This window comes from Bradyrhizobium sp. P3_C3 (assembly GCF_056402655.1).
Genome location: NZ_JBFUGY010000040.1, coordinates 1 through 25,588 on the forward strand (window position 1 = coordinate 1; position 25,588 = coordinate 25,588).

Here is a 25,588-nt window from a genome sequence, read left to right on the forward strand (position 1 = left end):
AATGTGTCCTTCGTGGCGCGGGTCGCGGATGCCGAGCTCGAGGCGTTCCTGGCGGCTGCCAATCTCTGGATCATTCCGTACCGGAAGGACGTGGTGGGGGTGTCGGTGCCGAGCCGGTTCTACAATCTGCTGGCAGTCGGCCGTCCCGTGGCGCTGGTCTCCGAGCCGGAGGCCGAGGCTGCGTTGACGGTGGTGGAGAACGGGCTCGGATGGGTCGTGACGCCGGGGCGGGCGGATCAATTGGCCGATACGATCCGTGCAGCATCCCGCAGCGGCGATGACGCCATGGCCGAACGCCCGGTGAAGACGGCGTCACGATTTGACCGGACTACTGCCATGAATGCGTGTGCGGGTTTGGTCGACGAATTGCTGCGCGGCCCGGAACCGGCGGAGCAACGATGAGCGAGCGAAAACCAGTCGTGCTGGTGACAGGGGCGAGCGGTTTCGTTGGCCGCCATGTCGTGCCCGCCCTCGCGCGCGAAGGGTGGGCTATCCGTCGCGCGGTTCGCAGTGCGGAAGGGATCGACGACGAGGTCGTCATCGGGTCGATCGGTCCCGAGACCGACTGGCAGGCCGCACTCGCCGGTGTCGATGCCGTTGTCCATCTTGCCGCGTGCGTGCATCACAAGCACGAGGAGCACGCGGTCCAGCTCTACCGCAATGTCAACCTCGCCGGCACGTTGCATCTGGCGGGTAGCGCAGCGATAGCTGGCGTACGGCAGTTTATCTTCGTCAGCACGGCTCTCGTGCATGGCCGCAGCAATGAGGGCCGCCCTCCGTGCAGCGAGAACGATATCCTCACGCCACGCGGCCTTTACGGTATGTCGAAGGCCGCGGCCGAGGCAGGGCTCAAAACGCTGGCGCGCGACAGCGCGATGAAGATTTCGGTGATTAGGCCGCCGCTGGTCTATGGTGCGGGCGCCAAGGGCAATTTTGCACTGCTAAGGCGTGCGGTGAGTCTGGGATTGCCGCTGCCCTTCGCCGCGATCCGAAATCGGCGCGCCTTTCTTGCCGTACAGAACCTCTCGTCGTTCATCCTCCGGCGCCTGGCTCCTCCCGAGGCGACGAGCGGTTTCGAGATATTCCTGGTCGCCGACAAAGAACAGGTCTCGACGCCCGAATTCATCGAGCATCTTGCCCGAGCCTCGGGCAAGAGTCCGCGGCTCTTCCGCATGCCGTCCGAACTATTGGGCTCGCTTCTCGGCATTGCCGGTCGGCAGGATTCGTACGACAGCCTGATCGGCTCGCTTGAGCTCAACGTCTCAAAGGCGATCGCGACAGGATGGCAGCCTGAGGTATCGCTCGATGAGGGCTTACGGCTGGCGTTGTCGTCTCGGGACACCTGAGTGGAGCAGGGGCGCAGGACGACGCCGATCGCGATCCCTCCCGCCACGACCGTCGTAATCGTCGAGTCGGCGCACCAACCAAACCGGTAGCATCGCAACTATCACCGCAATGTCTCTTACGCGAGCGACGAGCAGAGCTGGAGGGCATCCTACTCGATGGCCGAGGCTCGGTCTGCTTGCAGGCCACAGCGTCGCGGAATCAGAATTACGGCCCTGACACTAAGATCCGGCTTGCGGGCTTGCCAAGAGCCGATCTTAGTGCTTGATAATACGAGACATTCTCGCTAGCTGCAAAATCGGCTGCGTTGTGGATGTGGAGCAATTGCTTGATTCCACGGACGGCAGCTGAATATAGAGTTAACTCCACTTTTCCCGCTGGGACCACCACGTATCGAGGAAGCTATTGTGATAAGGTTCGGTCTCCTGGGTTGCGGGCGCATTTCAAAGCGTCATTCCGACCTGCTCGGTGGCAATCACATTCATGGTGCTAGGCTGGTCGCGGTCTGCGATACCGACCGCCAGCGTGCTGACGGAGCAGGCTCCAAATTTGGGGTTTCTGTCTACTACAACCTAGTCGACTTATTGTCGGATGAGAAGGTTGACGCGGTCGCGGTCTTGACCCCGAGCGGACTGCATGCGCAGCATGCGATTGCCTGCGCTCAAGCCGGAAAGCATGTCGTGGTTGAAAAGCCGATGGCTCTGCGGCTGCAGGATGCCGACGACATGAACCGGGCGTGCGATCAGGCAGGAGTCAAGCTCTTCGTCGTCAAGCAGAACCGCTTCAACGTACCCATTATGAAAGCGCGCCAGGCGCTCGATGCCGGCCGGTTTGGCAAGCTTGTTCTTGGGACGGTCCGAGTGCGTTGGTGCCGCGATCAGGCCTATTATGATCAAGACGCTTGGCGCGGCACTTGGGCCCATGATGGCGGCGTTCTTACGAACCAAGCCAGCCATCACATCGACATGCTCGAATGGTTCTTCGGTGATGTAGTCAGTGTTCATGCGCGCAGCACCACCGCGCTCGTAAACATCGAGACCGAAGATACCGCGGTCGCTACCCTGAAGTTTCGTAACGGTGCGCTTGGGATCATCGAAGCCACGACCGCTACTCGCCCTGCTGACTTGGAGGGTTCGCTGTCGATTCTAGGCGAGAAGGGCGCGGTAGAGATCGGTGGATTTGCCATGAACCACATCCGGCATTGGCGGTTTGTTACCGAACTGCCTTCGGACCACGAGGTGATCGAGAAATTTTCGGTGAACCCGCCGAACGTCTACGGCTTCGGTCACCAAGCCTACTATCAGCACGTCGTCGAGTGCCTTGCTGATCGTGGCGCTGCATTGGTTGACGGGCTTGAGGGCCGCAAGAGCCTGGAGTTGATTTCGGCGCTCTACGAATCGATCGAGAGTGAGCAGGAGGTGCCACTCTCTTTCATACCGCGTCGCAGCCGGCTGGGCGTAGTATCGTGAAGGGCCCCATACGCCATCAGTCAGGTATCCGTGACGTAGTTTTCGGTGACGGCGTCAAAGTTGTTGAACCCTGTAATCTCTATGGTTGCGCGATCGGGGACGATTGCTTTATCGGGCCGTTCACTGAAATCCAGAAAGATGTCGTCATTGGCGCCCGTACGCGCGTGCAATCGCATAGTTTCGTCTGCGAGCTCGTGAGCATCGGAGAAGATTGCTTCATCGGTCACGGCGTCATGTTTATCAATGACACTTTTACCGGCGGTGGGCCGGCGCGCGGACGAAAGGAATTATGGCGCGAGACCTGCATAGGTAACCGCGTATCAATCGGCTCGAACGCCACTATCATGCCGGTAAAGATCGTCGACGACGTGGTGATCGGTGCGGGGGCGGTGGTGACTAAGGACATTACCATCGTCGGCGTCTACGCCGGAAATCCGGCGCGGCCTCTCAGGTTCCGGAAATAGCGATATGGCAGTTCCCTTCGCTGATCTTCAGCTTCAGTATCAGAGCATCAAGCCCGAGATCGACGCGGCAATTGCCGCCGTGATCCGCGACAATGCATTCATTCGCGGCCCCTATGTCGACGCATTCGAACAAGAATTTGCTGCAGCTGCGTCCGTCAAGCATTGCGTCTCATGCGCCAATGGCACGGACGCGCTGTACCTTGCAATGGCCGCATTGAAGGTGAGGCCAGGAGACGAGGTCATCACGACGGCGCATTCTTGGGTCTCGACGTCGGCGATGATCACGCATGCAGGTGCAACTGTAAAATTCTGCGACACGGATGGCGCGACCTTCACGATTGATCCTGCGGCCGTCGAAGCTGCAATCACTCCGAGGACGGTTGGTATCATCCCCGTGCATTTGTACGGCCAACCCGCGGAGATGGATGCGATTATGGCGATCGCAAAGAAACGTGGATTGTGGGTGATCGAGGACTGCGCACAAGCTCATCTAGCCCAGTTCAAAGGTCGGTCGGTCGGCACTTTCGGCAACGCCGCGACGTTTTCGTTTTATCCTGGTAAGAACTTGGGTGCGATGGGTGATGCGGGAGCGGTTCTGACCAACGATGACAGCCTTGCTGAGTACATCACCATGCTTGCGCGTCACGGCGGAATAGTGAAGCATCAGCATAAAATTGAAGGTATCAATAGCCGTTTGGATGGCCTTCAGGCCGCCATACTCTCCGCCAAACTTACGCATCTTGCCACATGGACAAAAGCGCGCCAGGTAGCGGCAAAATTCTATGATGCAGCTTTAGTGCAAAACGAGCACGTCGACGTACCTCACGTCGCGCCGATGAGGACTCACGTCTATCACCTGTACACAATTAGGCATCGCAATCGCGATGCACTTGCAAAATACCTCGGTGCGAGAGGCATCCAAACGTCGATCAATTACCCGTCCGTGTTGCCGCTGCTGCCTGCTTACCAACGCTTCGGGCATCGGCAAGAGCAATTTCCTAACGCCTATGCCGATCAAAATACGATTATCTCTCTCCCGATGTTCGCCGAGATAAGCCGGGAACAGCAGGAGGAAGTCGTCAGAGAAATCCGCGCCTTTCAGGATAGGTCTTAGGCTTCTCTTAGGTACGGTCCGGAGTCCAGCGCATAATCAAGCTTTGCTGTGCAAACGGCGTCAGTTAACCGGAAACGTCCAGTTCATTTATGGTTGCCGGGAGCGGCGCCGAGCTTACTGAGTCGTGCTGATTGACGAGTGCTCCATTTCCCTTAATCAGCAAAAAGAACAACACGAAGAACGCATTCGTCGGATGAAATACGCTTCCCCAATTCATCATAGTAAAGACGATGGCAGGGAAGCACGCGCACGCCCAAACATCGCCGGAGCGCGCAACGCGTGCAAGTTGGCCGAGGAGATAAACGAGGAGAAGCAGGGTGGGAAGCCCGTAGGATGCTAGGAGACGCGTTGGAAAACTTTCCGAGCCAGAAGCTCCCAGCCCCGGCAGCAGGTTACCAGAAACATGGTCGAGCAGATTGAAATTGCCAAGTCCCATCAGGTAGGGGCTCGAAATGAATATCGACGTGTGCTCTTTCCAAAGCCAGGGACGATAGAGCTGCTCGTAGATTGCGAATGTACTAAGTCCTGCCTCTCCGCGCAGAAGAAGTCTGGAGACGAGAGGATTAGTCTGTAATGTGTCCAGAACCGGAACTATGGACCACTCGCAGCCGATGCTCGCAATTGTGATCAGAACGGAAACACTAAATAGAACGGTCGGCCGATTGCTGCGAGTTACGCGGTAGATCAAGTGAAGGAACAGGTAGAGCGCCGACGCAACGAGGACTGTGCGGACAAAGCTGAATAAGATGAAGTAGACGCAAAGGACCAACGCAATTTTGTGAGCTCGAATTTCGTTGGAGTTGCGTGTCAGGAACATCAGAATAATCAGCGAAGAGACGGCCGAATTAGCTATATGCGGAAAGAATGATATTCGCCAGGCGCCGTAGCCCATCTTAGTCTGGCCCGGAAAAAGGCCCCAAGGGTTGAGATCGGTCGTCAACGCGATGAGTGCGCCGAGAACAATAGAAGCAATGAATATTCTGGCAATATCGTCAGTCGACAAACGTACATCCTCGCAGGCGCACCATGCGATTACCCAAACCAAGAGAGAGACTTGAGCAACTATCTGGAAGTCATATCGAGCAGCATGATAGGTGCCAGCGCAAACCAGGAAGCCTAGAAGTAGGATGCCCGGCCCAAGCAGAAACTTCGCGATCTGTCTCAAAGACCAAAGCGGGATAACCAATGCAGGCAGGACCAGCGCCCAATAGATCGCTGAAAAACGGGTAATCACGTCATCCTGCCCGATAATCATCTGAATGACGGTCGAGTTGCAGACAAAAAGCACCAGCCAAGGATTGCTGGAGTTAGAAGAGATCGGATGTTGAGAAATTGCGGAGGTCAGTGTTGCGCCGGTACTGCGCCAGACCGGTTTAACGTTCCTGGTCATCTGAGCCGGTCTCTTGGGTCCAACAGATACTCCAGTTCGTCGTTCAACTGGTTCTTTGCAAAATCATAAGCGGTGTAACCCTCCTTCGTTTTCAACGAACGGCTTGCGCCATAGGAGAGCAACAATTCAACGGCAAGTCGCTGCGAGGAAGATGATGCGGCGATGAGCGGAGTCACGCCCTCCTCATTCGTTGCATTGACGTTAGCGCCTTTGATCAACAGTTTGCTAATCAATTCGAGGTTTCCTTCGAACGATGCGGCGATCAAATAACGCGCTTCGTTCTGTTTCTCGGTGGTTGTCTTCGCCGATAGATTCCACTTGCCCGGCGGTATGAAAATTGACGCGTACGCGAACATTGCGAGCCCTGTTGCTCCTGCCTTGACGCACGAAGTTGGGTCAAAAGCAATTGCGCTGAACCACGGCATTGGTCGGCAGCGCTGCGCCAAGGCCCAGGCCCCCAAAAAGAAGAGAATTTGGGTCGCCATGAACGCTTCAGCAGCGCCGATCAGCCCGTGCAGGCTAAGCATCCAATACGTGACCACGACGTTCGCTGTGCCGGCCGCGATGGTTAGCATAGCCAGGTAGRCCGTTCGCTCGGCGTAGAAGATGTAAGTGGCAACCATCAGATACATGCCGCTGAAGGCTTGGCCGACGGCGATGAAGATGAAGATCGAACCCGCAGCTTGGAATTTCGGACCGACTAGAGTGACGAGAAGAATGGGCGCTGCTTCTGCAAATACGAGAGCAACAGCGATAAGGCTTACAAAGTAGATATAGGTGAGCCTGACCACGCTTCTGTCACGACGAGGGTCGTTGTGCTTGAGCGTCTCGATCAGGAGGGGAGAATACGCGCGGTTCAGTGCGTCAGTGGCGAGATACAGAACCATTCCCAGCTGGGACGCAACCAAATAGATGCCGGTGAAGGAAACATTGAGAACGCTTGTGATGAGGAGGCGGTCAGAAAGCATGATGAGCATTCCGCCCGTCGCGTGTGGCACGAGCGGCAAGCCAAAACGCAGGGCGTTCTGCACATGACTTGTATCCCGAGGGAGACGCAGCCACTGGCCGCGGTAGAGTGAGACCAAGGCACAGGCTGAAGCTGCAAGGCCCCCAAGGACAATACCCGCGACGCGGCCCTGCCAGCTCAGTCCCAGCATGAAGACCAGAACAACAGACGACGCCAAGTCGACGGCGCCCTGGAAGGCTCGGAGTGCGCCGAATTTGGCTGCGCTTCTGCTCGACTGCCAAATTGAGAGCTGAACTTGAACGATGAAGCACGATGCGGAAAACATGACTGCAATGAGTAGCCAAGTGCCGGGAAGGCTCGTGAGGCGCTCAAGCCATCCGAGTATTATCGACGTCGCGAGTAACGTGAGAGCGGTGCTCGCTAGCAACAAGATTAGGCAAGATGAAACAAAGCGAGGGAAATCTAGTCTGTCGCGATCGAAATACTTCATCCCAACCGCGCCGTGTGTGCTCAGTCCTGTCGTAATGCTGAATATCTGAACGATCGCAGAGAACATCGCCAATTTGCCATAGTCTTCGGGCGTCAATATGCGAGTAAGAAATGGCAATAAAAGAAGCGGAGCGCCTGCTGTAACTGCTGCGGTTGAAAGGTAAATGAAGGCAGCTTTGATAAGCGCTGCATTCTTCCTCATATAAGGGTAAGTGCGCGAACAAAAGATTCCCAATCTTCCCATGGATGCAGCCTCTTCCGTCAATCGCTGCCATTTGACCACGCGAGCTGATCTTTGGCACGGCCGATCAAAGTCTTCAAGTTAGAATCGGAAGTTACCGGCAAGCCGGCTATACGAGTTCTCAATGTTGATTCGGCGTTGGCCCGGTTTAGCACTCGACGGTCGATTCGATGGGCGGCTGATTCCAATCAACCCAAGATGAGGCACACTAGATTCGTCGGTGCTGGTGGAACCACTCCAGGCAGCGAACATATGCTTGGTCAGGAGTACAGGGGGCTGTGAGGGGTATCTGCCTGTAGCTCGAAATCGACTTACGCCTTCATACTCCGGGCGTTGCGCGAAATAGATTCGAGGAGGTGCGAAAGCGACTAGCGAGCCTCTCTTAGCTCGAAACCGATACGCGGAAAGTGGACCACGCTGTCCCCTGCCTGGTCCCCGCGGATCGAAACCGTAAGCTCGTCGTCATCGACGAGCACGAGGGTTCCGACGATCGCGTCCCGCACGTAATCGGCGGCCCGGATCGCAACCGTTCCGCGAGAGGCCGGGGCCTTCTCGTCTGGAGATGACCCGCGGCAACCTACTTCTTCAGGCCGGCAGTCCTCCCGTCACTTGGGCCGGATGAACCTAGTCACCGCGAGCCTCGGCGGCCACCTCGGCATCAGGGTCCGATTTCGATAGCACGATACCGGCACCGAATAGCGATTCGCAGAATTTGATGAAGTAGGCCGACGCACTCCCGTCTTCCGCCTTCGAGTAGCGATAGTCGAACAGGTCGGTACGATGTGGACGGCTGCTGGCCAATGTTCGACTAATCCTGCCGCTGAGGGGCCAGCGGCTCGGCAACGGCGTGGGCTTAAGTGGGCGCACCGGGTACGCAGACAACATCTCGCAGCGGCTGTTGCCTTCGTGTCTCCCATGAGCTTGGTCCGGTTTGGACCATCGGACGAGGGATCACGTCGACGCGTCCGGACCCTATTTTGTGGATCAAGACGTAGCGTCCAAAATTACTGCAGATGAGCTCATCCGGTGGCGCAGGAAGATGGTTATCCAAGTAATACTTGAGCGGCGCATTGTTGTTGAATAGTGCGCCATCCGCGAATAGTTGCGCGCCGCTCGGATTGGTCACGGTGGAGTCGTAAGCTTCCGCCATCTTCCAATTCGTTGAACCAAATCGCCACCTCGGAGACGGCAAGCGCGAGAAGCACAGCGCAGGCGAATTGGGTCAAACAATGCGCAAATGTGCGGTTCAGTTCGCGCAGATCCGGTTGTAGGCAGCCGTAGCGCCGATATTCGCGTATACGCCGTCCAATCGAACGCAAAACTTGGATGGTCGGTCCAAGCTGGGAAAGAGCGATGATCGCGCTCACCACAGCAATGACAATCAGCAGAGCCATCTCGGGGTAGAACCAGACGAGGAGCTGCTTTTCCACAACGGCCTTGGCGTATTGCTCGTCACCCGAAGGCGTGTGGATAGCGTGCTGGAGACCTTCAGCGGCGAGATGCGGAGCCAGCCAGGTGCTGACGCCGAAGCAAAACCCGGCAGCGCCAACGATAATCCCGATCGCTTTCCACGCGTTCCCAGGCCACAGCACTTCGTAAAGTGGCCGTGCGAGAACGACAATCGTGACCAACAGAGCGGGAATCGAGGCATCCGAGCCGAGCGATGCAAGGGCCCACATCCAGCTCTTGATCGATATCCATAGGACAAGCCAAGGCCAGCCAAATGCGATCACCGGGCGAAGAAAAGAAGAAAACGTCCCGCCCGACGAAAAGCGCGCCAGAGCATTGGAACTCTCCCTTGCTTCTCCCAGAACAACAACGGTCGGCATGAATCCATCGTTCCTCCTCCGGTCCAGGAAAGTAGCGGTGGTTGCTTGGCGGTGTGATGCGTTTGGCTCGGCCGCCGGTGACGCCAGACGCCGTGCCATCGCGCGCTTGGGCATGGTTCGTCGGAACAGGTGGACAGGCTCATGCGCGCAGCAGATTTCACGCAACCCATGTCCTTTGAAGAACACCTTGCCGAAGAAGCGAGGCGCCTTCGCGAAGAAGCCGAATTGCTCCCTCATGGACCTGTCCGAGAGGCCGACCTCCGCAGGGCGCGGCAAGCCGAGACCGGCTCGCACATTAGCGATTGGCTGAGATCGCCCGGGCTGCGGCCGCCGGAATAGGGCGCTGGCCAGTTTTTTTCAAGCGCATGAGCTGGTCATGCCCGATTCTTCTCGCCCACCGCGTCCCGAGCTCACTCATTGCCCAGCTTGTGCGAGTCCCTCCGCCTGACGGCTTCAATGCTAGACGATAAGACCGGTCGGATGGGCCGCCTTTACCAGTGCGACAGGTGCGGCGAACGTATTTGGGAGGATTGAAGTCGCCTCAGTCGGCAGCCACAGCCTCAGGGCATCTGATAGGAACGACCCTCCGACAGAAAGATTGAGCAATCGGTCTGTGGCGCGATATCGGGACCCGTCCTAGGTTCGCGCCATCCACCCGGAACCGCCCATCGTCTGACGCGCGTCGGGCGATGGGTCGGTTCTCATGCGGCCGCCTCAGTTGACAATGCCATCTCGCCAGTTCGCGTCAGCCGGCTGCGGTTTTCTTTTTGGCTAACCCGTCTTGGCATGGACGCCGAAGCTGTCGCAAGTGAGCGCGATAGCCTCTTTCGCCTTCGAGTCTTCAAAGCAGAAGACCGTGCCGACGTCGGCGCGATCGATCCACCAGTCGACCTTATTCTCCTTCGCAATACGGGAAGCCTCTCCGCGCAGTTGATCGAGCTAACTTCCGGCTGCATGGACGATCAGGCAATTTTCCTTGGGCATAATCGCGAAATCCTCAAATGATGAAAGTGCAATTTGATTGCGGCCAATAACGGAGATCATTTGGCGAAAACAGCCAGAGCTCGGTTACCTTCTTCGGCAGCTTGGCGCCACGGATCAAGCTGGCGGGCCTATCGCGTCCAACGTGCGGATATATCCGCAACACGTCGGGCGCCAACCTCGATAGCAACTTTACGCGCTGGACTTCGGCGATCAATAACGATCATTCCGAAGATCGCTACCCCGTTCTAAACGTCGGCTGTCGTTAGCTTGACTTGCCGCTGGCTCCTTTTGCCGCTTTCCGAAATCCCTGCTCGAGCGATCAGCGATCGGTCGTTTTTGGGGGCTAATGGGCTCGCTAAAATCCGCTGCCTCGAACAGACATGGACTTCCCAGTTGAGGAGACAGTTTGTTCAACCAGTGGAAGTGAAACAGAAATTCTACCGCTATCTTCCGCGTTCGGTCTCTGCCCAACATCAAGATCAGCAAGTGTCTCGGATTGCTTATCCTGATGTTCACTAGCGCAGTCGACTTTGGGGCGATCCACGTACTTACGTTCATTCCAAATTCCTTCCCCGAGCCGGGAAGAATCTTCCACCTGGGCCCTAGCAGAAGTCAACCTAAGGAGAGTCAACTTGGTTTTACCTCGGCCTTGTCCGTAGTGACGTTCACTTGCGTTTGATCGAGCTCCTCATCCCGCGAGCGCGGATCAGACTTGCCTGCTGGGTGATCAAGGGTAGGCTTGCGCCGGCCGAACTGTACGCCGTCCTAATGCGCAAAGATCTTTGTTAGAGACCCAGGCCCGCCAGTTCACGCTGGCGGGCCTGCGTCATTTATCCGCCAGAAGGTTCGCGGCTTGCCGCTCAGCGGATTGAAATTCACCTTCCGATACGAGCTTCAACGCAAGATGCTTTCGAGCGATCCTTGCCGCTTCGACACTCCCGAGCTTTTCGGCAGCGAGGAAGTAGGCCGTGGCTCTCGACCACTTATCTTTCATCGCCAGTCTTTGTGCCTTGCGATAAAAATAGACCTTCCGGTTGACGGCCTTCAGCGCGTTGATGACCTCTTTCAGATCGGGGCACGGTGGCGATGACTGGCGTGAGATCTGTGTATCGCCGGGGGCTTGCTCGGTCTTGGCGTAGAATAATCCGTGGCAGTGTTCATCGATGACAATATTGTTGCCACGAACTGCCAACGGTGGCTGTACGATCGCGTAGTCAACGTTTTGGACGGTGTTTCCTATCACAGCTGACAGGTTATCACTCCAGATCCCGAATGTACGTCCGAGCTGGTTAGCTGCGCGATTTGAGATGACGTTGTTTGTCACGCTGCAATGATCGTCTCTATCGCTGGAAATAGAGATGCCGACTCCTTCGCCCGCGTCTCGACCATAAGTCTCGCTGACTAAATTGGAATAGACGGTGCAGTAATCGCCAGATAGCTCAAGACCGATAGCGAAGGCATCATCGTAAACAGTCGTTCCGCCAGTATTACTAATTGTATTGTTCCTAAAATTCACTTGGTCGGCATCGATCATTGCGCCACGAAATGCATTCTGTTGGAAGCTCACTTTGCTGACTGAGATGTCCCTTGTTGGTTGTGCAGGGAGATCGTCGTCCACCTTCAGACCGTAAAAGAACCCGCGGACGCAGCCATTCGTGATCGACACTCGCTCGGTACCGCTAGCTATGTGGATTCCATAGTTGACGAGCCCGTTGTCGCGCGGGCCGATTAGGCAAAAGCCGCGAAGATCGAAGCTTACGTCGCTCGCTTGAATCTCGATGCCGCCCGAAGCCACGGAATCTCCGTGCAGGCAGTAGTTGCCTGACGATGTGATGTCGCTCGATCCAGTGATGAGAGTGCAATCGATGCCATTCGACGACAGCGGATTGTCCTTAGTTTCTCCAGGGAACCAGAGGGGGAGCCAAAGCGGGAGGCCGATTAAGAGCGCTGTAACAGGCTCGGGGGGCTTTCGCATTACTAGCACGCTTGGGTTGTTTCCACAGTATATTGAGGCATGCGCGGCCCGATTCCCAGATTTCTGTTCCTGTCCAAACAAGTATTGGCAATCTACCGAAACGAACGAACGGCGCTTTAAGCTTTGGGCAGGGCCCGCAAGCTGCTTGACCTACCCGAAGGCCTAGCATCTTCAATCGCTGGAGCCGCGCGGAATGCGCGCGAGCTACTGCGCGTCGTAGGTGTGGAAGAGCCGATCTGGCCGAGTGCACGCTAGCAGGTTGAAGCGGCAATTTATCCCCGCAGGACGCCAGCAGGGTGGCTCTCGTGCTGGCACTGACTAGCATCGGGCTGGGGAGCAAAGCATGACCAGGTACGATCCTGCCGAATTGCAGGTTTCCGCGCAGCCGGCTGGCCCGAAGAAATGGAAATGGACATTGGCTGTCGGCAATTCTGCGCCGGTAAAGACCGGCATCGTAACGGGCGCGCGGGACGACGCGCTTAAGGCCGGTCGCGAAGAACGCCTGCGTCTCATTTCCAAGGGCAGATAGACGCTGAACGATGAATTGGCTCAATTTGCTATCGGCGTTGCTTGCAATCGTTGCAGCTTTCCTCTGGTGGCGCTCACCGGCAAGCGCTGTCTGTCAAATTGTTGGGCTTGCGAGCAATACGGGCGGAAAACAGTGGTCTCTTCAAAGAGGCTTTTTTGGTGTCGGGTCTGTCTGGCCGTCGCCTTACGCTACTTGAGCGTGATTCGTTTAGAGTGGCCCTACTTCGCCCCTGGCGTCGTGCTCGCCCGGAGATCCTCAGGTCGGTTTTTTTTTGTGCAGCGCCCACCCGAAAGTTACCAAGCTTAAAATCACCGCTTCGCAGCATTGCCGGCTAATTCCATCGCGAGATCTAAGGCAGCAATTCCAATTTGGTCGGTCGGACGAGATCGACAGCGCTGATCCATCCAAGCGACGATCGCGGTGAAATCGCCGCCGCCGACGATTTCTCGGTCACCGCTAACATTGAGCCCGCTAAGAAAGCCCACGACCCAGGACTCGAACGCGCCTTTTGCAACGGCACTCTTTGTTCTGTTCGTCCATGCCGAGCATGACTGCGAACCGGCGCCGACGATAGTTGCCCCGGCACGAAGTGGATTTGTTGGCAGTAGCAGGAAGGCGATGACCGCCAATACCCTAATCATCAGAGACAAGTCTACCGATCCAGATCGCTCTTGTCAGCCGCAGCGACCTGAATGCTTCCTAGCGTTCCGCTTACGGATACCCGCTAAGATAGTGTGAGAACAAAGCGGGCCACTATGGAGAACGGGCCCACCGGCGAGCGGTTCGTCTTGGGAAGCAAGAACGGCGGAGAGCCCGCCGTAGACGATCAGCTCGATCTTCCGCCGGGAGGCTTCCACTCCACCGACCAGCGTTCAAAGCCCCCGGAAACCACTGTGAGTTGCTGCCGGTTTGATGGACACCGAGATTAGGTGTTTCATGAGACCGGCAGCAGCTCAGCCCACGCCATTTGTTCTATTTCAAAGGGCTCGACCAAGGGCTAGGCTAATTCAATTGGAAATCCGAATTGCGATAGTGGTGGTAGCATTATGTCGAGTGCGATTGAGCTGTGATTGTTGACGGCTATGCCCGACTGAAGGACCGCCAATCGCTCGGGGATCTGCGGATGCACCGTCGGCGCTTGGCGGTCGACCTTAAGACCAGGATGGGGTTCGACTGCCGGTCGTCGATCGCTCAGGTCGAGCAGGATATCGCAGCCATTGAGGTGGGCTGGAGACGCTTTCGGGGTCGGTCGGCGGGTAGGTAGAAAGCGGGCGTCGGGCGAGGCAGTAGCCGCCGAGAGGGGCTACGCGGCTGTGTGGGCCGATCCCGGAGTGGCCGGGACGCGAGCGCCTGCAAAAAGACCGCGAGAAGCTGGTCATCAGCCAGTTGTAACACGAAGTAGAAGCGGCGGACTTCATCACTGGCGCTGCCGAATAGTGCCGAGCTGTAGATCGCTTCCCCCAATTGCGTACCGTGGTTACCTTGTTTGTGGCCACGCTCCTTCAAGGTCATGGTGGCTATTGATTCGGGCGTGATCCTCGTGACACACTGCGGGCTTTCCGATTGTTGCTTGGACAGAGGTGGAAATGACTTTGCCGCGGGTTGCAGGAGTTGTTGCGTTTGCGCTTATTGCTGGTCCCGCATTAGCAGCCCCACCATCTTCCTGTGCCAGCAAATTCGTTGGTACCTGGCAGCACGGTACGAGCAACATCGGTACTCTCAAGCCTGACGGGCAAGCGCTCTGCACCAGCAACCCTTTCTGCGTCCAAGGCGCCTGGACATGCAGCGGCAACAGTCTGACTTACACAAACAGTGCTGGCACCTATGTCTATACGCTACAGTCAGACGCCGTAATGACGTATGGGTCGATAGAAGTCACTCGGATCGGAGGCAAAAGCGGTGCTGATGTGGCGGCGCAAGGCAAGCCAACTGCGAAGGCCGCCCCAATCAAGCTGACTAACAAGGGTGCGCCGATACAAGCAGAGTATCAGCCGCGCGGATCGCAACCGCTCCGAGCAGGCAAGAAGGTTGCAGCGGACCCAGCACCCCCCGGCTTGGATTTAAGCCAACAAGGCGCCTGGGATACAAATGAGACAGCGAGGGATTACGCGAAGAAGCTGCCGAAGTGGAATCCCGTCAAGTATCCGCTCAAAATGTATACCGATCGCAATCACGAGAACTTGGAGAAAGCTGCGCGCGCAGCCAGGTGCTGAAGAAGAAAAGTAGCAGCAATCGGAAAATACTTCTCCACGCTCCCTGAGCGGCCGATTAAAGCGCGAGTGACTAGTCGTGGCGGACGTGCAGGACAATGGGATGCTGAGCTTGATCTTCTTGCTTTCACTGCGACGGACCTGAAAGTCGACGGTGCAGAAAGAGAGGCCTCCGACGTTYGCGGCAAAACGGACAAAAGCGGAGGCGCAGCGTCTCAGCAGGATAAATCTAGGCCCTTGAACCCTTAGGATTCTAGCCGTTTTGCTGATGCTATAGCAATTTGGGATTGCAGTGAATTGCTTGGCGAGCTAGTTATGCGGCTTCAGAAAATGAAACGCGCAATCGAAGACAAAATCGCGCTGAGCGCAGCGGTGCGGCGGCGTCAGGTCGAGCTTGAGGGCTGGAAGCGCATGCTACATGCCTGTTACCAGTGGGCCGATGAAATCAGTCACGAACCCTCGCGACAGGCTCTTTTGGCAATCGCAGAGAATTATCGGAAGGTGCTGGAAAATGCACAAAGACATGGAACATCGGAAAAGTAGAGCTCGCTAACCGCGGACTGACGGGTCTAGCTGCGGTCCCGATCAACTTCTTGGGCCTCCGCACGTACCTCACCAGCTGAGCCGTCCCTTGCGGCCGAAATGTTTGGGACTCTGATGAAGAACCGGCTAGGTTTAGCACCTGTGCGCTTCGGGCCTTTCGCGATTCTCCGCATTCCCTTGGCGAGGCCGCGTTAGGTACTGGAGATCACTTGCTGGTACAGCGCTATCGATGCCCTCTGGTGTACCGCCACAACAGAGTCGACCGGGGTATTTTCTCATAAGCCAGAATCTCTCCGACAGTTTTCTCCCGCGGCTGCAGCAGATCGGGCCAAATGAGAGTGAGAGCCGCAGTTGAGCATAGGGATTCGCCCCACTCATGGAGACATTTCACCCCTCCAATACCGAAAATCCGCTCATTTGGGTCGCAAGAGCCGTTGCGGCGCCGAAAAGCAGAGGTCCTGCGCGATTTCCGTCCGAATTTCCGTCCACGCTTTCAGCGTCGATAAACTGGGTTAAAGCGTGACCATGGGCTTCAGACATCGGACAGAGATTGATGGTCTTCGAGCGATCGCCGTCGGCGGAGTACTTTTATGCCACTTTAGGTCGTCCTGGTTTCCCGGTGGCTATGCCGGCGTGGACGTATTTTTTGTCATTAGCGGCTACCTCATCACAAGTCAGATCGTTAGAGATATCAAAGCCGGCTCTTTTTGCTTCAAAGCGTTTTACGTCCGCCGCGCTCGACGCCTCCTCCCCGCACTACTTGCCACCTTGGTAGGCTCGTTAGCCGTCGGGGCTCTCTTGCTTTCACCGGATAGCTTCCGAAGCCTCGGCGCATCTGCTGCAGCGGCAAGTCTATCAGTCTCAAACATTCTGTTCTGGAGTCAGCAAGGGTATTTCGACGTTTCCGCTAACTTAAAACCTCTGCTGCACACTTGGTCCCTCGGCGTCGAAGAACAATTTTACCTGCTCTGGCCATTGTTGTCGTTTTGGCTGATGCGGCGTCGGAATGGATTTGCCGCGACCCTGCTGATGCTTTTCGTCACAAGCTTAGCTGCCAACGTTGCATTCGAAGGGCACACTTCGTCCATCTTCTTTCTTCTGCCTTTTCGCGTGTTCGAGTTCTGCATTGGTGGCTTGATCTCCGAGTTAGAGCGTGAAGCTTGGCACGTGCCGCGTCCGTTAGAGGAAGCAGGTGCGAGCGCCGGCATCGTCATGATCCTGATCTCTTATACGCTGTTCGATGCCACCACAGGATTTCCGTCTTTGCCCGCCCTCCTACCGTGCGCCGGGACAGCGCTGATCATTGTGTGCGGTAATAATCGCATAAGCCAGCTTGTTCTGAGCAATAGCGGCGCGGTGTACGTTGGCAGCAGAAGTTATTCGCTTTATCTCGTTCATTGGCCAATCGCGGTCTTCTTCACCTATGCCGCATCAAATCCATGGGGCTGGAAAACCGGCCTATGGCTGGCCGTAGTGTCGCTAGCGGCTTCTGAATTGCTCTATCGCAGCATAGAGCAACCCTTTCGCTATCCGACGCGCGGCGCCTCTCTGTCGAATCGACGTTTCATTCCACACCTTATGGCTACAACACTCCTAGTGATTATTGTTAGCATGTCTGTGGCTCAGAGCGGGTGGCGGTGGCGCCTCGGCAGCCGTGCCTTCGCGTACGACCGTTTGGCCAAAGAGACGGCGGTGGCTTATGGTGGGGACGGCTGTGGCAACAGTTGCGAGACAAATCCTGGGGAGCCGATAGCCGCATTCGTGATCGGTGATTCCAACGCGCAGCAGTACTTTGCGGGTCTCAAAACGGCATTTCCTGACCGCAACTTCCGCATCTTGCAATTTTCTAGTTGCCCTTTTTTCTCGCATGAGTTCACGCGGGACTTCAAAGACTATCCCGATCCGAAGCTTTATGACGAAGGCTGCCGCGCGGCGAGAGCGCAGGCCTTCAGCGAGATCAGTCGATCGCACGCCGCGCTTATCGTAAGTCAAAACTGGGTCAACTTCCCCCTGGTTTCTGAAAAGAGCGGAAAAAAGCTCCGCTTCTCTGAATTTGCGGATGCCATATCTTTCTATGCCAATCAACTGCTTGAGTTGAGGCATGATCTCGGTGCACGCTCGCTGCTGGTGATAGGCACGATTCCCGGAGCCCCTGAAAATCACGGCGCTTCGACTGATTGCATATTCCGACCGGTGCTGTTCGATCGCGGCTGTGAAAACGCGCCGCCGGATGCCCGCCGGCAAGCCAACAATGCGCTGTTTTCCTCTGTCCTTCGAGACAGTGCAGTATTTCTCGATCCGTTTGACGCTCTGTGCGACAAAACAATGTGTAGGACGTTTGACGATATCGCGCCCATCTATAGCGACGCCAATCATTTGACGCTGCGCGGGTCTGAGCTGGTAATGTTCTTTTTTCGCCAAAAGATCGAGGACGCACTTTCTGAGAAGTGAGGTACGCTGCGCTCACTGGTGCGACTGAGCGCCTTGGCCTGCCGCAGCAAGCCTACTCAATGGTGAGACGCCCGAAATAAGGTCGCCGCTCGTGTTATCAAATGCCTCAGGGCAAGTCGCGCAGCGGATCATTATTTGAGACACCCGCGACCATTCTCAGCACTCTGACGGCGAGCGGCGCTTCGTCGCGGCCGCGGTTGGTGGTGGCCGCCATCGATGGCGCTCCGAGCTCGAGTCGTCCTCCCGCGCGCCAAGGGCCAAGCGTAAGCGTAGCTCTGTGGCCCTTTTGATTGGCGCTTGCGTCTATTTTGATCGCAGCTTGCGCGGGCGTGGCTTCCAAATTCCGGACAATGCGTTGACGGCGGCCTCGATCGCCTTCCGGTCGATGACGTTGGGATCGAACTGTTCGGGACCCCAGAGGCGCATATTTTCATGTTCTGGATGAGTGGGGTCGCTGATGGCGTCGAGGTATTCGGCATAGCCTGGCGCACCGCCGACGTCCTCCGGAGGACAACGACCGGCGGCCTCGAGCAGGAGGGGAAGTCCCTCTGTCGTCGTGTTGTCGAACCATTTTTCGAGTTTGATCACATGGTCCCAGCTGTCGCCGAAGTCATAGAGATAATGGATCGTCTTGGCGCCGGTCTCTTGAACGATATCGGAGAGCCGCGCCTTGCGAGCATCGATCGGCTGCGGGCCAAAATCACCGTCGGGATCAGGGATGCCCCAACGCCCTTGGCCAGCCAGGAACTCGAAGAGGTGGCTGTTGGTCCAGCCAAATGCCGCCTGAAGCGTCAGATGCAGCCGATCAAGCCGCAGGCTGACGGGTACAACAAGGCACCGCATCACCTCCGGCTTCACGTCCTTGAGGGTTATCCTGATCCGGACGGCGGTCGTGTTCAGGCTCATGCTGCCAGCCTCGGATCGTGCGCGTGCATCGTGTAGGTCGACGCCCAGGGAAGCAGTTCGTCCAGTCGCGACCCAGGCCATCCATTGACGAGCTTTGCGAGGACGTCGGAGAGCCAATGCTCGGCGCTGACTCTATTGAGCTTGCACGTTTCAATGAGCGAAGCCAGCAATGCCCAATTCTCGGCACCCTCGTCGCACCCAGCGAACAGGGCGTTCTTGGCATTGAGCTTGATCGGCCGCATCGCACGTTCGACTGCATTCGTGTCCATCTCTATACGCCCGTCATCAAGGTAGAGCGTCAAGCCGTCCCAATGACGCAGCGCATAACGCAAAGCCTTCGCCGTCTCACCCTTCTGCGCGAGGTGACCAAGCTTTGCCTCAAACCACTGCTTCAAGGCTGCGGCCAGAGGCCGGGCATGCGCCTGCCGGCCCGCACGGCGCTCGGCATCAGATCGGCCGCGGAGGGCTTTCTCTATCGCGTAGAGCTGGGCGATACGCTCGAGAGCCTCGCGGGCAACCGGCGCCGGCGCCGGAGCAGCCTCGCGCTCGATCTTCACAAACTGGCGCCGTAGATGCGACCAGCAGAAGGCGAGCGTGCCGGACAGTGCGTCCGCACGCGTCGTCCGGGTCATGGTCTTGTAGGCCTCATAGCCATCGCAGTGGATGATGCCGCGGTAGCCTTCGAGCAGCCTCAAGCCATGAACGGCGCCACGGCCCGGTGCATAGGCATAGACCACCCCAGGTGGTTCAGGTCCGGCCCAAGGCCTGTCATCGCGCGACAGAGCCCAGAAGTAACCGGTCTTGGTCCTGCCACGCCCCGGATCCAAGACCGGTGCTGGTGTCTCATCGACACAAAGCTTCGAGGAGGCGAGCAACATCTCGCGCAGTCGATGCCACAGGGGTTTCAGCTCCTGGGCGGCGTAGCCGACCCAGAAGGCGAGCGTGGAGCGGTCGAGCGCGATACCGTGGGTCGCCAGCATCTGCGCCTGACGGTAGAGAGGCAAATGCCAATGATACTTGGCGTCGATCACATGCGCGACGAGCCGCTCGGTCGGCAATCCACCCCTGATCAGTCGCTCGGGAGCAGCGTGCTGGAGAACGACGCCCTGGCAGGCGCGGCAGGCCAGTTTGGGCCGGCGGGTAACGATTACGCGATACTGCGCCGGTACCACGTCCAGCCTCTGGCTCTCATCGCTCCCAATCTCAAAAAGGACGCTTTCGCAGGACGGGCAACAGATTTCAGCGGGCATCAGGGTTTCGACGATGCGTGGCAAATGCTCCGGCAGCTTGCCACGATTGGCCCTGCGCTCGGCAGTTCTCCTCTCGCATTTTTTGGGATCGGCGCGATCCTCGGCTGCTTCGAGAGCCGCGACGGCCTCATCGATATCCTCCAGAACAAGCTGTAGCTGATCAGCGTCAAGCTTTTCCGACGATCGACCGAACTGCGCATCTTTTGCAAGCTTGAGCAACCGCTCGAGCCTGGCACAGCGATCCAGCAGAGCCGCGGCAAAGACACGCAGCTCGGCTGCATCGCTCGGCAGCTCATCAGGCAAATTACTCATTGGCCCGAGTCTGCCATGCTTCGCGCCCCGATGCAGCGAAGATTTTATATCCTTACGCAAGCGCTTTCGGCTGCGGGATTCGAGGTGCGTGCATGCGTGTCCAATCCATGCCGGCCAGAAGCGCCGACAACTGCGCGGCGTTCATCCGCATCACGCCGTCAACAATGAAGCCGCCGCCCTCAAGCCGCTTCCAATACAGCACAAGCCACTGCCATCCCAGACGACAATCTTCACACGATCGGCGCGCTTCGCACGGAAGACCACCGCCACGCCCTTCATCGGATCGTGGCCCAGCGCCTCCTTCGCTAAGAGCGCCAGGCCATCCGCGCCCTTCCTGAAGTCTACGGGTCGGGTCGCAACGTAAATCATGAGGCCAGCGGGAGCCGTCAGCATGAACGTGTCCGGCGTAACGCCATAAACACATCACTCAGCACGGCAAGCCCAGGCGTTCCGCGCACCTCTACCCGCGCACCCAGGAGCTCAACCGTAACAGTGGCTGCTTCCGGTGATCCGGAGGGCGCGGCAGCCACCGATGGCGACGATTCCGACACCAACGGCACAAACGACAGTGCACCCGCCGCAGCTGGCAGCACCAGTTGACCTAAACGCGCCCGGCGCCGCCAGTCATGCACCTGCTGTGGCCGGCAGCCATGCCGGCGTGCGATATCTGTTACAACCGCGCCCGGCTCAAGGCTTTCCGCGACAATCCGGGCCTTCAAATCATCTGGCCACTGCTTACGGCCTGCGCCGGCGTACACTTCGATACGCTGTGTCAATGGTCGTCTTATGTCGTCCGAATGGTCGTCCATTGTGAGCACCCTTGCAGAAGATGACTCTTCTAACGGTGCTCCCAAGATCGCGCACAGACAATCTAAAGGGCCGCGGCGCTACGCTTACGGCCAAGCTGCGGGTCCGCGCCTTTGACGCGCCGACATCTCTGGACTGAGGAATCTCCGGTGGTCGGCGATCAATATCGTGCCCTTGGCTGCGTAGCGGTTTACTCCTGCTGCTCAAACGACACTCGCCCATGCCGATCTTTATCGGATCTTTGTCAACCGGGCGGCTGGCCCGATCGACTGAAACGCGATCGAAATCCATTTCGCTCGATCCGATAATTGTTGATCTCCTTCCTCTTGCGACCAGCTGCTGACATGCAAGGTCGAGAAGCCCACAAAACGACGTCAAAACGACAAATCGAAACCAATGGAGCGAATGCGATGCGAACCATTGGTCCGAAGACTGGGGCTAGAAAAAGAGCCATACAAGCCGAAGCGCATTCCGTCACGCGCTGGCGTGTGCTCGACGGTAAATGGACGAAGAGATCGAGTGTACAGCTGCCGCAATCGAATACGTGTGCGCAGCCGATTGGCGAGATCCGCTATTGTTGGCGTATACTCGGTTTGATCGTCGGCGCATCCATACTGTTCCCCACCGAATGCTGCGGACCGCGGACCGTGGGCGAAGCCAAGCGCGTCTCTGGTCCGCCGTGATCGTGCCCGACGGCTTGCCGCCAGCGCGCGTAGACTGAGACTAACTGGCGTCCTATTCAGATTGAGATTGCATACGGTATCCGCTAACGGCCTCCAAACCACCAATGCGAGGCGGCGTCACTAGCTCGAAATTTCGATGGTTCGTAAAGTGACCATATGATACGGTTGATGAGATCTTTTTGAAGCCCGGAATTTTGCAGAGGGCGCATGGAGCGCTCATGCGAGGTAACATTTATACGCTGGTGGTTCCGGGACCATCGCCGCGCTTGCCGTGATCACGCCGGCAGACAGCCCGAAAGGCGCTCCTTGCTTTGTAAGTTTGAGAAAGAGAAACTCATCATATCAGAAGTTCGGGCGGTGAGAAGTATGACCCGGCGTCGCGCACTGCTAGTTGCGACAGGCCTAGCGTCCCTCGGAATTTCGAGGAACGTCAGCTTAGGGGTAACGACGATGCAAGCTGTAAACTTTGAGCAGGCGCCTATTTCGTAGACAACGAAGGATGGTATCGACGGAAGCTGGCGCATTATCGCAACGGCCTGTCGGCAGGGATCCCCCGATTGCACTTGCTTGGCACCCGCGGTGATGGCGGGGAAGATCTTCGGCGAGGACCGCTTACCTTTGGATCCTCCCTACTCGTACCAGCTTATTGCGACGCGTAAGCGCCATGCGATCGTTAGAGACGGCGAAGCCTCCGGGAATAAGGATAGCGAAGCAGACAATGAGACGATATTCTCATCGTTTGACATTCAAGCGCTGCGGCGTGCCGCAAAGTCGATAGAGATCGAAGTCCTAAACGTAGGCAAAGTAACGCGGCTGTGGCCAATAACGGTTCGGTTGAACGCGCGCGCTCAGCGAGGTGAGATGTGGAGCTTAGAGTTCCCGGTCAGTCATATCAGCATGCGATCGGGAAACGCCGTTGCATTTCAAATTGAGAGCGGTCCCCGTACTTATCCCGCGCGACTTGGTAGATATTGCGGGGGCTTCGATCATTGGCGGGTGCTATCTAGCTTACGTCTTTCTCAACAAGACGAGGCAGGTCGACTTGCTGGTATGGGGGCGACGAACAGTGTGGGTCGAGGCTTTGTCGAGTTCGCTCGTATTGGCGGCATCGAAAAGGAAATTCTAAGTCCACGACCGGAGAAATAGCGGATCGAAAAGCGTCTTGATTGCCTGACGTTCACGCTCGGATCTCGACCTGTTAGGGCTCACCGCTTCACGCTGGCGGGGTCAACCTTGTTGGTTGACCCTGGCTATGATTGTATGGATCGGAGATTCGCGAGTAAGTGTCACGAGCGCCATCCCATTCGCCGCAGCCATCGCTAGGTTTGGCTCAATATGTCGCTACAGCAATCGAGAGCCTTGCGCAACGTGTCACGGCCGTGCCTGCGAGAACCGGAGTCAACAACGGTCAGGTAATCGCTGTGGTCCCGTTCGCGCCGGGTCGACGACTAGTCGCATCGTTGCTGCTTCCGCCGAGAGCGAACGAGGCGCAGGCCCAAACGGGCATACCGACAGCGAGCGCAAAACCTACTAGCCGAGCACCTGCTCGAGTCAGTAACGCTCCAATTGCAGACGAATGCCAGTCCGTTCTGCAGCAAGATTGTTGCTCTTTTGGGTGGGCTCCGAGTGGACACTGCGGCACCTATCCGACCTCTCATGAAGCGAAACGTGTTGAGAAGTGGCGCCAACTGTCCGAAAATGTCGGTGCCTGTTCGGTGCGTCCGGAGCCAGAAGAAACCTATGCGTCCCGCCGTTTTCTTTGATCGCGATGGTGTCCTCAACGAGGATGATGGCTATGCTTTTGATCCGCACAAAATTCGGTGGATCGCGGGCGCCCAGCAGGCCGTCAAAGCAGTCAATAACGCCGGCTACTTTGCTTTTGTTGTGACGAACCAATCAGGAATTGCCAGAGGCTTTTACGAGGAGCGCCATGTTCGAAGTCTGCATGAATGGATGTCGGACGAGCTCGCCAATATTGGCGCGCATATCGACGCCTTTGAGTTTTGCCCACACCATCCCGACGCCTGCATCGCACAATACCGACGCATCTGCAGCTGCCGCAAGCCGCAGCCTGGAATGATCAAAGCTCTGCTGAGCCGTTATCCAGTGAAGGTAAGTGAAAGCTTCTTGATTGGTGATAAGCAGAGTGACCTCGATGCTGCCAAAGCAGCCGGAATTGCAGGACATCTGTTTGAGGGGCCCAGCCTTGAAGCGTTCATTACCCCACTTCTGGTCCATCGATCGCACGGGTACTTCTCGCCCAGGCCGACGTAACAAACGCTCCAAAAGCCAAGGAATGCCAGTCAATTCTGCAGCGGAATGTTGGTCAAGGCTTGGGGGACTTGATGCCATCCCCTTTTCGACCAACCGCAGACGATACAAGCGGAGGAGGTTGCACGTATAGTATACTCGGGCTTCGAAGCGAAAGGCATCAAAACCGAAATTGATCCTTTCCCATTGATCGACGTCGCCGGTGGATGGGGGGTATGTCCGACCCTCAAGAGGGTATCCGTTGCGCGCCGCCGCCAGCGTCGGTACTGGATGGCAATTGGGTGACCCGGAGAGAAGGTGAGGGGCGATCGGATGGTTGGGGTGGAGGAGACGGCGGATGCCATCGGTCCTGAAGCCCGCGCCATCGCGGGACGTGGCTTTCGTCAATCTCGCTGGTCAGTCTTGCGGACGCTCCTGAAAGAACAGGAGGGTCTTGTCCTGGACAAAAAATCCCGGCTGAACTGGGTAGCAAGCCGGCCGAGATAGAACTCTGGCGACTTTAGGTCCTGAGCAGGTAACGGGCGCAAGGATTGATCAAAAGATACTGGTGACCGGTGCCGCCGGCTTCATAGGTTTTCACGTCGCGCATCGGCTTGCGTCGGGAGGTCATTGGTCTCGACATCGTCAATGACTATTATGATCCCACGCTGAAGGAAGCGCGCTTTCGTGTGCTTGAAAAGCTTCAGTCCTTCCGCTTTGTCCGGGTGGACCTCGCTAATCGCGATGCAATCGCTCCATTTTTCTGAATCCCGCTTCTCCCATGGGCGAACCTGCAAGGTTTCATGAACATCCTTGAGGGCTGTCGGCAGACGCAATGTCGGCACCTTCTCTATCATCCTTTGTGTATGCCGTTTTCGGTACACGACAACGTCGATCACCCGATCAGCCTCTATGGGACTTCGAAGAAAGCGAATGAGTTGATGGCTCATGCGTATAGCCGTCTGTTCTCGCTGCCGACCACCGGCCTGCGGCTTTTTACGGTTATGGACCGTTGGGGGGACCCGATACGGCGATGTTCATTTTCGCGAAGGCGATCGTGGAGGGCATGCCCATCAAGCTGTTCAATCACGGGCAGATGTCGCGTGACTTCACCTACGTCGACGACGTCGCGGAGGCAATCGTCCGGCTGATTGATCGTCCGCCCGCTCCTGGGCAGCCAGCTTCGACGGATCCCTTGTGCAGCGCCGCACCTTGGAAGATCAATAACATCGGGAACTTTCCCTCCTCGAGAAGGAGGTTGGTCGTGTTGCAGCGAAGGAATTTCTTCCAATGCAGCCCGGCGATGTCCCGGCGACATACGCGGATGTCGTTGACCTAATGCGCGACGTCGGTTTTCGACCGTCAACCAGCGCCGAAGAGG

At 57.1% G+C, this 25,588-nt stretch carries 20 protein-coding genes and 2 pseudogenes; 12 read left to right on the top strand and 10 right to left on the bottom strand.

Features of this window, described 5'->3' with window-relative positions; translation table 11 throughout:
• The 5 genes and pseudogenes from AC1DW2_RS33720 to AC1DW2_RS33740 form a co-directional block, all read left to right on the top strand.
• Positions 1-402: pseudogene (locus tag AC1DW2_RS33720) on the top strand (glycosyltransferase family 4 protein); the annotation flags it as partial.
• Entirely contained in the window at positions 399-1,346 is a 948-nt protein-coding gene (locus AC1DW2_RS33725) for an NAD-dependent epimerase/dehydratase family protein (RefSeq protein ID WP_477008131.1), read from the top strand. The pseudogene AC1DW2_RS33720 and the gene AC1DW2_RS33725, both read left to right, overlap by 4 nt.
• A gap of 405 nt (positions 1,347-1,751) precedes the next feature.
• Positions 1,752-2,813, top strand: a complete 1,062-nt coding sequence (locus tag AC1DW2_RS33730) for a Gfo/Idh/MocA family protein (protein WP_477008132.1) — start codon at positions 1,752-1,754, stop codon at positions 2,811-2,813.
• A complete protein-coding gene (locus AC1DW2_RS33735) occupies positions 2,810-3,277 on the top strand; it encodes an acyltransferase (protein WP_477008133.1) in 468 nt (155 codons plus the stop codon). The genes AC1DW2_RS33730 and AC1DW2_RS33735 overlap by 4 nt, the downstream gene beginning before the upstream one ends.
• A gap of 4 nt (positions 3,278-3,281) precedes the next feature.
• Positions 3,282-4,391, top strand: a complete 1,110-nt coding sequence (locus AC1DW2_RS33740) for a DegT/DnrJ/EryC1/StrS family aminotransferase (RefSeq protein ID WP_477008134.1) — start codon at positions 3,282-3,284, stop codon at positions 4,389-4,391.
• 64 nt (positions 4,392-4,455) lie between these two features.
• On the opposite strand, the gene AC1DW2_RS33745 is transcribed toward AC1DW2_RS33740, so the two are convergent.
• From AC1DW2_RS33745 to AC1DW2_RS33760, 4 genes are all read right to left on the bottom strand, one after another.
• Positions 4,456-5,781, bottom strand: coding sequence for a hypothetical protein (locus AC1DW2_RS33745; RefSeq protein WP_477008135.1), 1,326 nt, complete (start codon positions 5,779-5,781; stop codon positions 4,456-4,458).
• Entirely contained in the window at positions 5,778-7,520 is a 1,743-nt protein-coding gene (locus tag AC1DW2_RS33750; RefSeq protein ID WP_477008136.1) for an oligosaccharide flippase family protein, read from the bottom strand. The genes AC1DW2_RS33745 and AC1DW2_RS33750 overlap by 4 nt, the downstream gene beginning before the upstream one ends.
• Before the next feature lie 582 nt (positions 7,521-8,102).
• A complete protein-coding gene (locus tag AC1DW2_RS33755) occupies positions 8,103-8,279 on the bottom strand; it encodes a hypothetical protein (RefSeq protein WP_477008137.1) in 177 nt (58 codons plus the stop codon).
• Positions 8,280-8,521: 242 nt separating this feature from the next.
• Positions 8,522-9,544 carry a hypothetical protein gene (locus AC1DW2_RS33760; RefSeq protein WP_477008138.1) on the bottom strand — a complete coding sequence of 341 codons (1,023 nt, stop codon included), beginning with the start codon at positions 9,542-9,544 and terminating at the stop codon, positions 8,522-8,524.
• A gap of 549 nt (positions 9,545-10,093) precedes the next feature.
• Between AC1DW2_RS33760 and AC1DW2_RS33765 the strand changes: the two genes are divergently transcribed.
• A complete protein-coding gene (locus AC1DW2_RS33765) occupies positions 10,094-10,312 on the top strand; it encodes a hypothetical protein (protein WP_477008139.1) in 219 nt (72 codons plus the stop codon).
• A gap of 805 nt (positions 10,313-11,117) precedes the next feature.
• Here AC1DW2_RS33765 and AC1DW2_RS33770 read toward each other — a convergent pair.
• Positions 11,118-12,086, bottom strand: coding sequence for a hypothetical protein (locus tag AC1DW2_RS33770; protein ID WP_477008140.1), 969 nt, complete (start codon positions 12,084-12,086; stop codon positions 11,118-11,120).
• Positions 12,087-12,609: 523 nt separating this feature from the next.
• On the opposite strand from AC1DW2_RS33770, the gene AC1DW2_RS33775 reads away from it, so the two are divergent.
• Positions 12,610-12,795, top strand: coding sequence for a hypothetical protein (locus AC1DW2_RS33775; protein ID WP_477008141.1), 186 nt, complete (start codon positions 12,610-12,612; stop codon positions 12,793-12,795).
• Positions 12,796-13,103: 308 nt separating this feature from the next.
• Here AC1DW2_RS33775 and AC1DW2_RS33780 read toward each other — a convergent pair whose 3' ends face one another.
• On the bottom strand, positions 13,104-13,436 hold the full coding sequence (locus AC1DW2_RS33780) for a hypothetical protein (protein WP_477008171.1): 333 nt from the start codon (positions 13,434-13,436) through the stop codon (positions 13,104-13,106).
• A gap of 1,899 nt (positions 13,437-15,335) precedes the next feature.
• On the opposite strand from AC1DW2_RS33780, the gene AC1DW2_RS33785 reads away from it, so the two are divergent.
• Both AC1DW2_RS33785 and AC1DW2_RS33790 read left to right on the top strand, forming a co-directional pair.
• Positions 15,336-15,548, top strand: a complete 213-nt coding sequence (locus AC1DW2_RS33785; protein WP_477008142.1) for a hypothetical protein — start codon at positions 15,336-15,338, stop codon at positions 15,546-15,548.
• 525 nt (positions 15,549-16,073) lie between these two features.
• Positions 16,074-17,999, top strand: a complete 1,926-nt coding sequence (locus AC1DW2_RS33790; protein WP_477008172.1) for an acyltransferase family protein — start codon at positions 16,074-16,076, stop codon at positions 17,997-17,999.
• A 303-nt stretch (positions 18,000-18,302) separates the two neighbouring features.
• Here AC1DW2_RS33790 and AC1DW2_RS33795 read toward each other — a convergent pair whose 3' ends face one another.
• The 4 genes from AC1DW2_RS33795 to tnpA all read right to left on the bottom strand — a co-directional run bounded on the left by AC1DW2_RS33795 (position 18,303) and on the right by tnpA (position 21,276).
• A complete protein-coding gene (locus AC1DW2_RS33795; protein WP_477008143.1) occupies positions 18,303-18,905 on the bottom strand; it encodes a plasmid pRiA4b ORF-3 family protein in 603 nt (200 codons plus the stop codon).
• Positions 18,902-20,467 carry an IS66 family transposase gene (gene tnpC, locus AC1DW2_RS33800; protein ID WP_477008144.1) on the bottom strand — a complete coding sequence of 522 codons (1,566 nt, stop codon included), beginning with the start codon at positions 20,465-20,467 and terminating at the stop codon, positions 18,902-18,904. The genes AC1DW2_RS33795 and tnpC overlap by 4 nt, the downstream gene beginning before the upstream one ends.
• A gap of 150 nt (positions 20,468-20,617) precedes the next feature.
• Positions 20,618-20,860 carry an IS66 family insertion sequence element accessory protein TnpB gene (gene tnpB, locus AC1DW2_RS33805; protein ID WP_477008145.1) on the bottom strand — a complete coding sequence of 81 codons (243 nt, stop codon included), beginning with the start codon at positions 20,858-20,860 and terminating at the stop codon, positions 20,618-20,620.
• Entirely contained in the window at positions 20,854-21,276 is a 423-nt protein-coding gene (gene tnpA / locus AC1DW2_RS33810) for an IS66-like element accessory protein TnpA (RefSeq protein ID WP_477008146.1), read from the bottom strand. The genes tnpB and tnpA overlap by 7 nt, the downstream gene beginning before the upstream one ends.
• A gap of 2,421 nt (positions 21,277-23,697) precedes the next feature.
• Here tnpA and AC1DW2_RS33815 point away from each other — a divergent pair.
• From AC1DW2_RS33815 to AC1DW2_RS33825, 3 genes and pseudogenes are all read left to right on the top strand, one after another.
• On the top strand, positions 23,698-24,231 hold the full coding sequence (locus AC1DW2_RS33815; protein WP_477008147.1) for a D-glycero-alpha-D-manno-heptose-1,7-bisphosphate 7-phosphatase: 534 nt from the start codon (positions 23,698-23,700) through the stop codon (positions 24,229-24,231).
• A 544-nt stretch (positions 24,232-24,775) separates the two neighbouring features.
• Positions 24,776-24,859: a hypothetical protein gene (locus tag AC1DW2_RS33820; RefSeq protein ID WP_477008173.1), complete on the top strand. Its 84-nt coding sequence runs from the start codon at positions 24,776-24,778 to the stop codon at positions 24,857-24,859.
• Between the two features lie 151 nt (positions 24,860-25,010).
• A pseudogene (locus AC1DW2_RS33825) lies at positions 25,011-25,546 on the top strand (NAD-dependent epimerase/dehydratase family protein).
• Positions 25,547-25,588 lie beyond the last annotated feature (42 nt).

What these genes read in the sequence shown, in the direction of transcription:
- AC1DW2_RS33725 (WP_477008131.1), top strand. Translation starts at nt 399, where the DNA reads ATGAGCGAGCGAAAACCAGTCGTGCTGGTGACAGGGGCGAGCGGTTTC.
- AC1DW2_RS33740 (WP_477008134.1), top strand. Translation starts at nt 3,282, where the DNA reads ATGGCAGTTCCCTTCGCTGATCTTCAGCTTCAGTATCAGAGCATCAAG.
- AC1DW2_RS33745 (WP_477008135.1), bottom strand. Translation starts at nt 5,781, where the DNA reads ATGACCAGGAACGTTAAACCGGTCTGGCGCAGTACCGGCGCAACACTG.
- AC1DW2_RS33760 (WP_477008138.1), bottom strand. Translation starts at nt 9,544, where the DNA reads ATGAGGGAGCAATTCGGCTTCTTCGCGAAGGCGCCTCGCTTCTTCGGC.
- AC1DW2_RS33765 (WP_477008139.1), top strand. Translation starts at nt 10,094, where the DNA reads ATGGACGCCGAAGCTGTCGCAAGTGAGCGCGATAGCCTCTTTCGCCTT.
- AC1DW2_RS33775 (WP_477008141.1), top strand. Translation starts at nt 12,610, where the DNA reads ATGACCAGGTACGATCCTGCCGAATTGCAGGTTTCCGCGCAGCCGGCT.
- AC1DW2_RS33780 (WP_477008171.1), bottom strand. Translation starts at nt 13,436, where the DNA reads ATGATTAGGGTATTGGCGGTCATCGCCTTCCTGCTACTGCCAACAAAT.
- AC1DW2_RS33785 (WP_477008142.1), top strand. Translation starts at nt 15,336, where the DNA reads ATGAAACGCGCAATCGAAGACAAAATCGCGCTGAGCGCAGCGGTGCGG.
- AC1DW2_RS33790 (WP_477008172.1), top strand. Translation starts at nt 16,074, where the DNA reads ATGGGCTTCAGACATCGGACAGAGATTGATGGTCTTCGAGCGATCGCC.
- AC1DW2_RS33795 (WP_477008143.1), bottom strand. Translation starts at nt 18,905, where the DNA reads ATGAGCCTGAACACGACCGCCGTCCGGATCAGGATAACCCTCAAGGAC.
- tnpC (WP_477008144.1), bottom strand. Translation starts at nt 20,467, where the DNA reads ATGAGTAATTTGCCTGATGAGCTGCCGAGCGATGCAGCCGAGCTGCGT.
- tnpB (WP_477008145.1), bottom strand. Translation starts at nt 20,860, where the DNA reads ATGCTGACGGCTCCCGCTGGCCTCATGATTTACGTTGCGACCCGACCC.
- tnpA (WP_477008146.1), bottom strand. Translation starts at nt 21,276, where the DNA reads ATGGACGACCATTCGGACGACATAAGACGACCATTGACACAGCGTATC.
- AC1DW2_RS33815 (WP_477008147.1), top strand. Translation starts at nt 23,698, where the DNA reads ATGCGTCCCGCCGTTTTCTTTGATCGCGATGGTGTCCTCAACGAGGAT.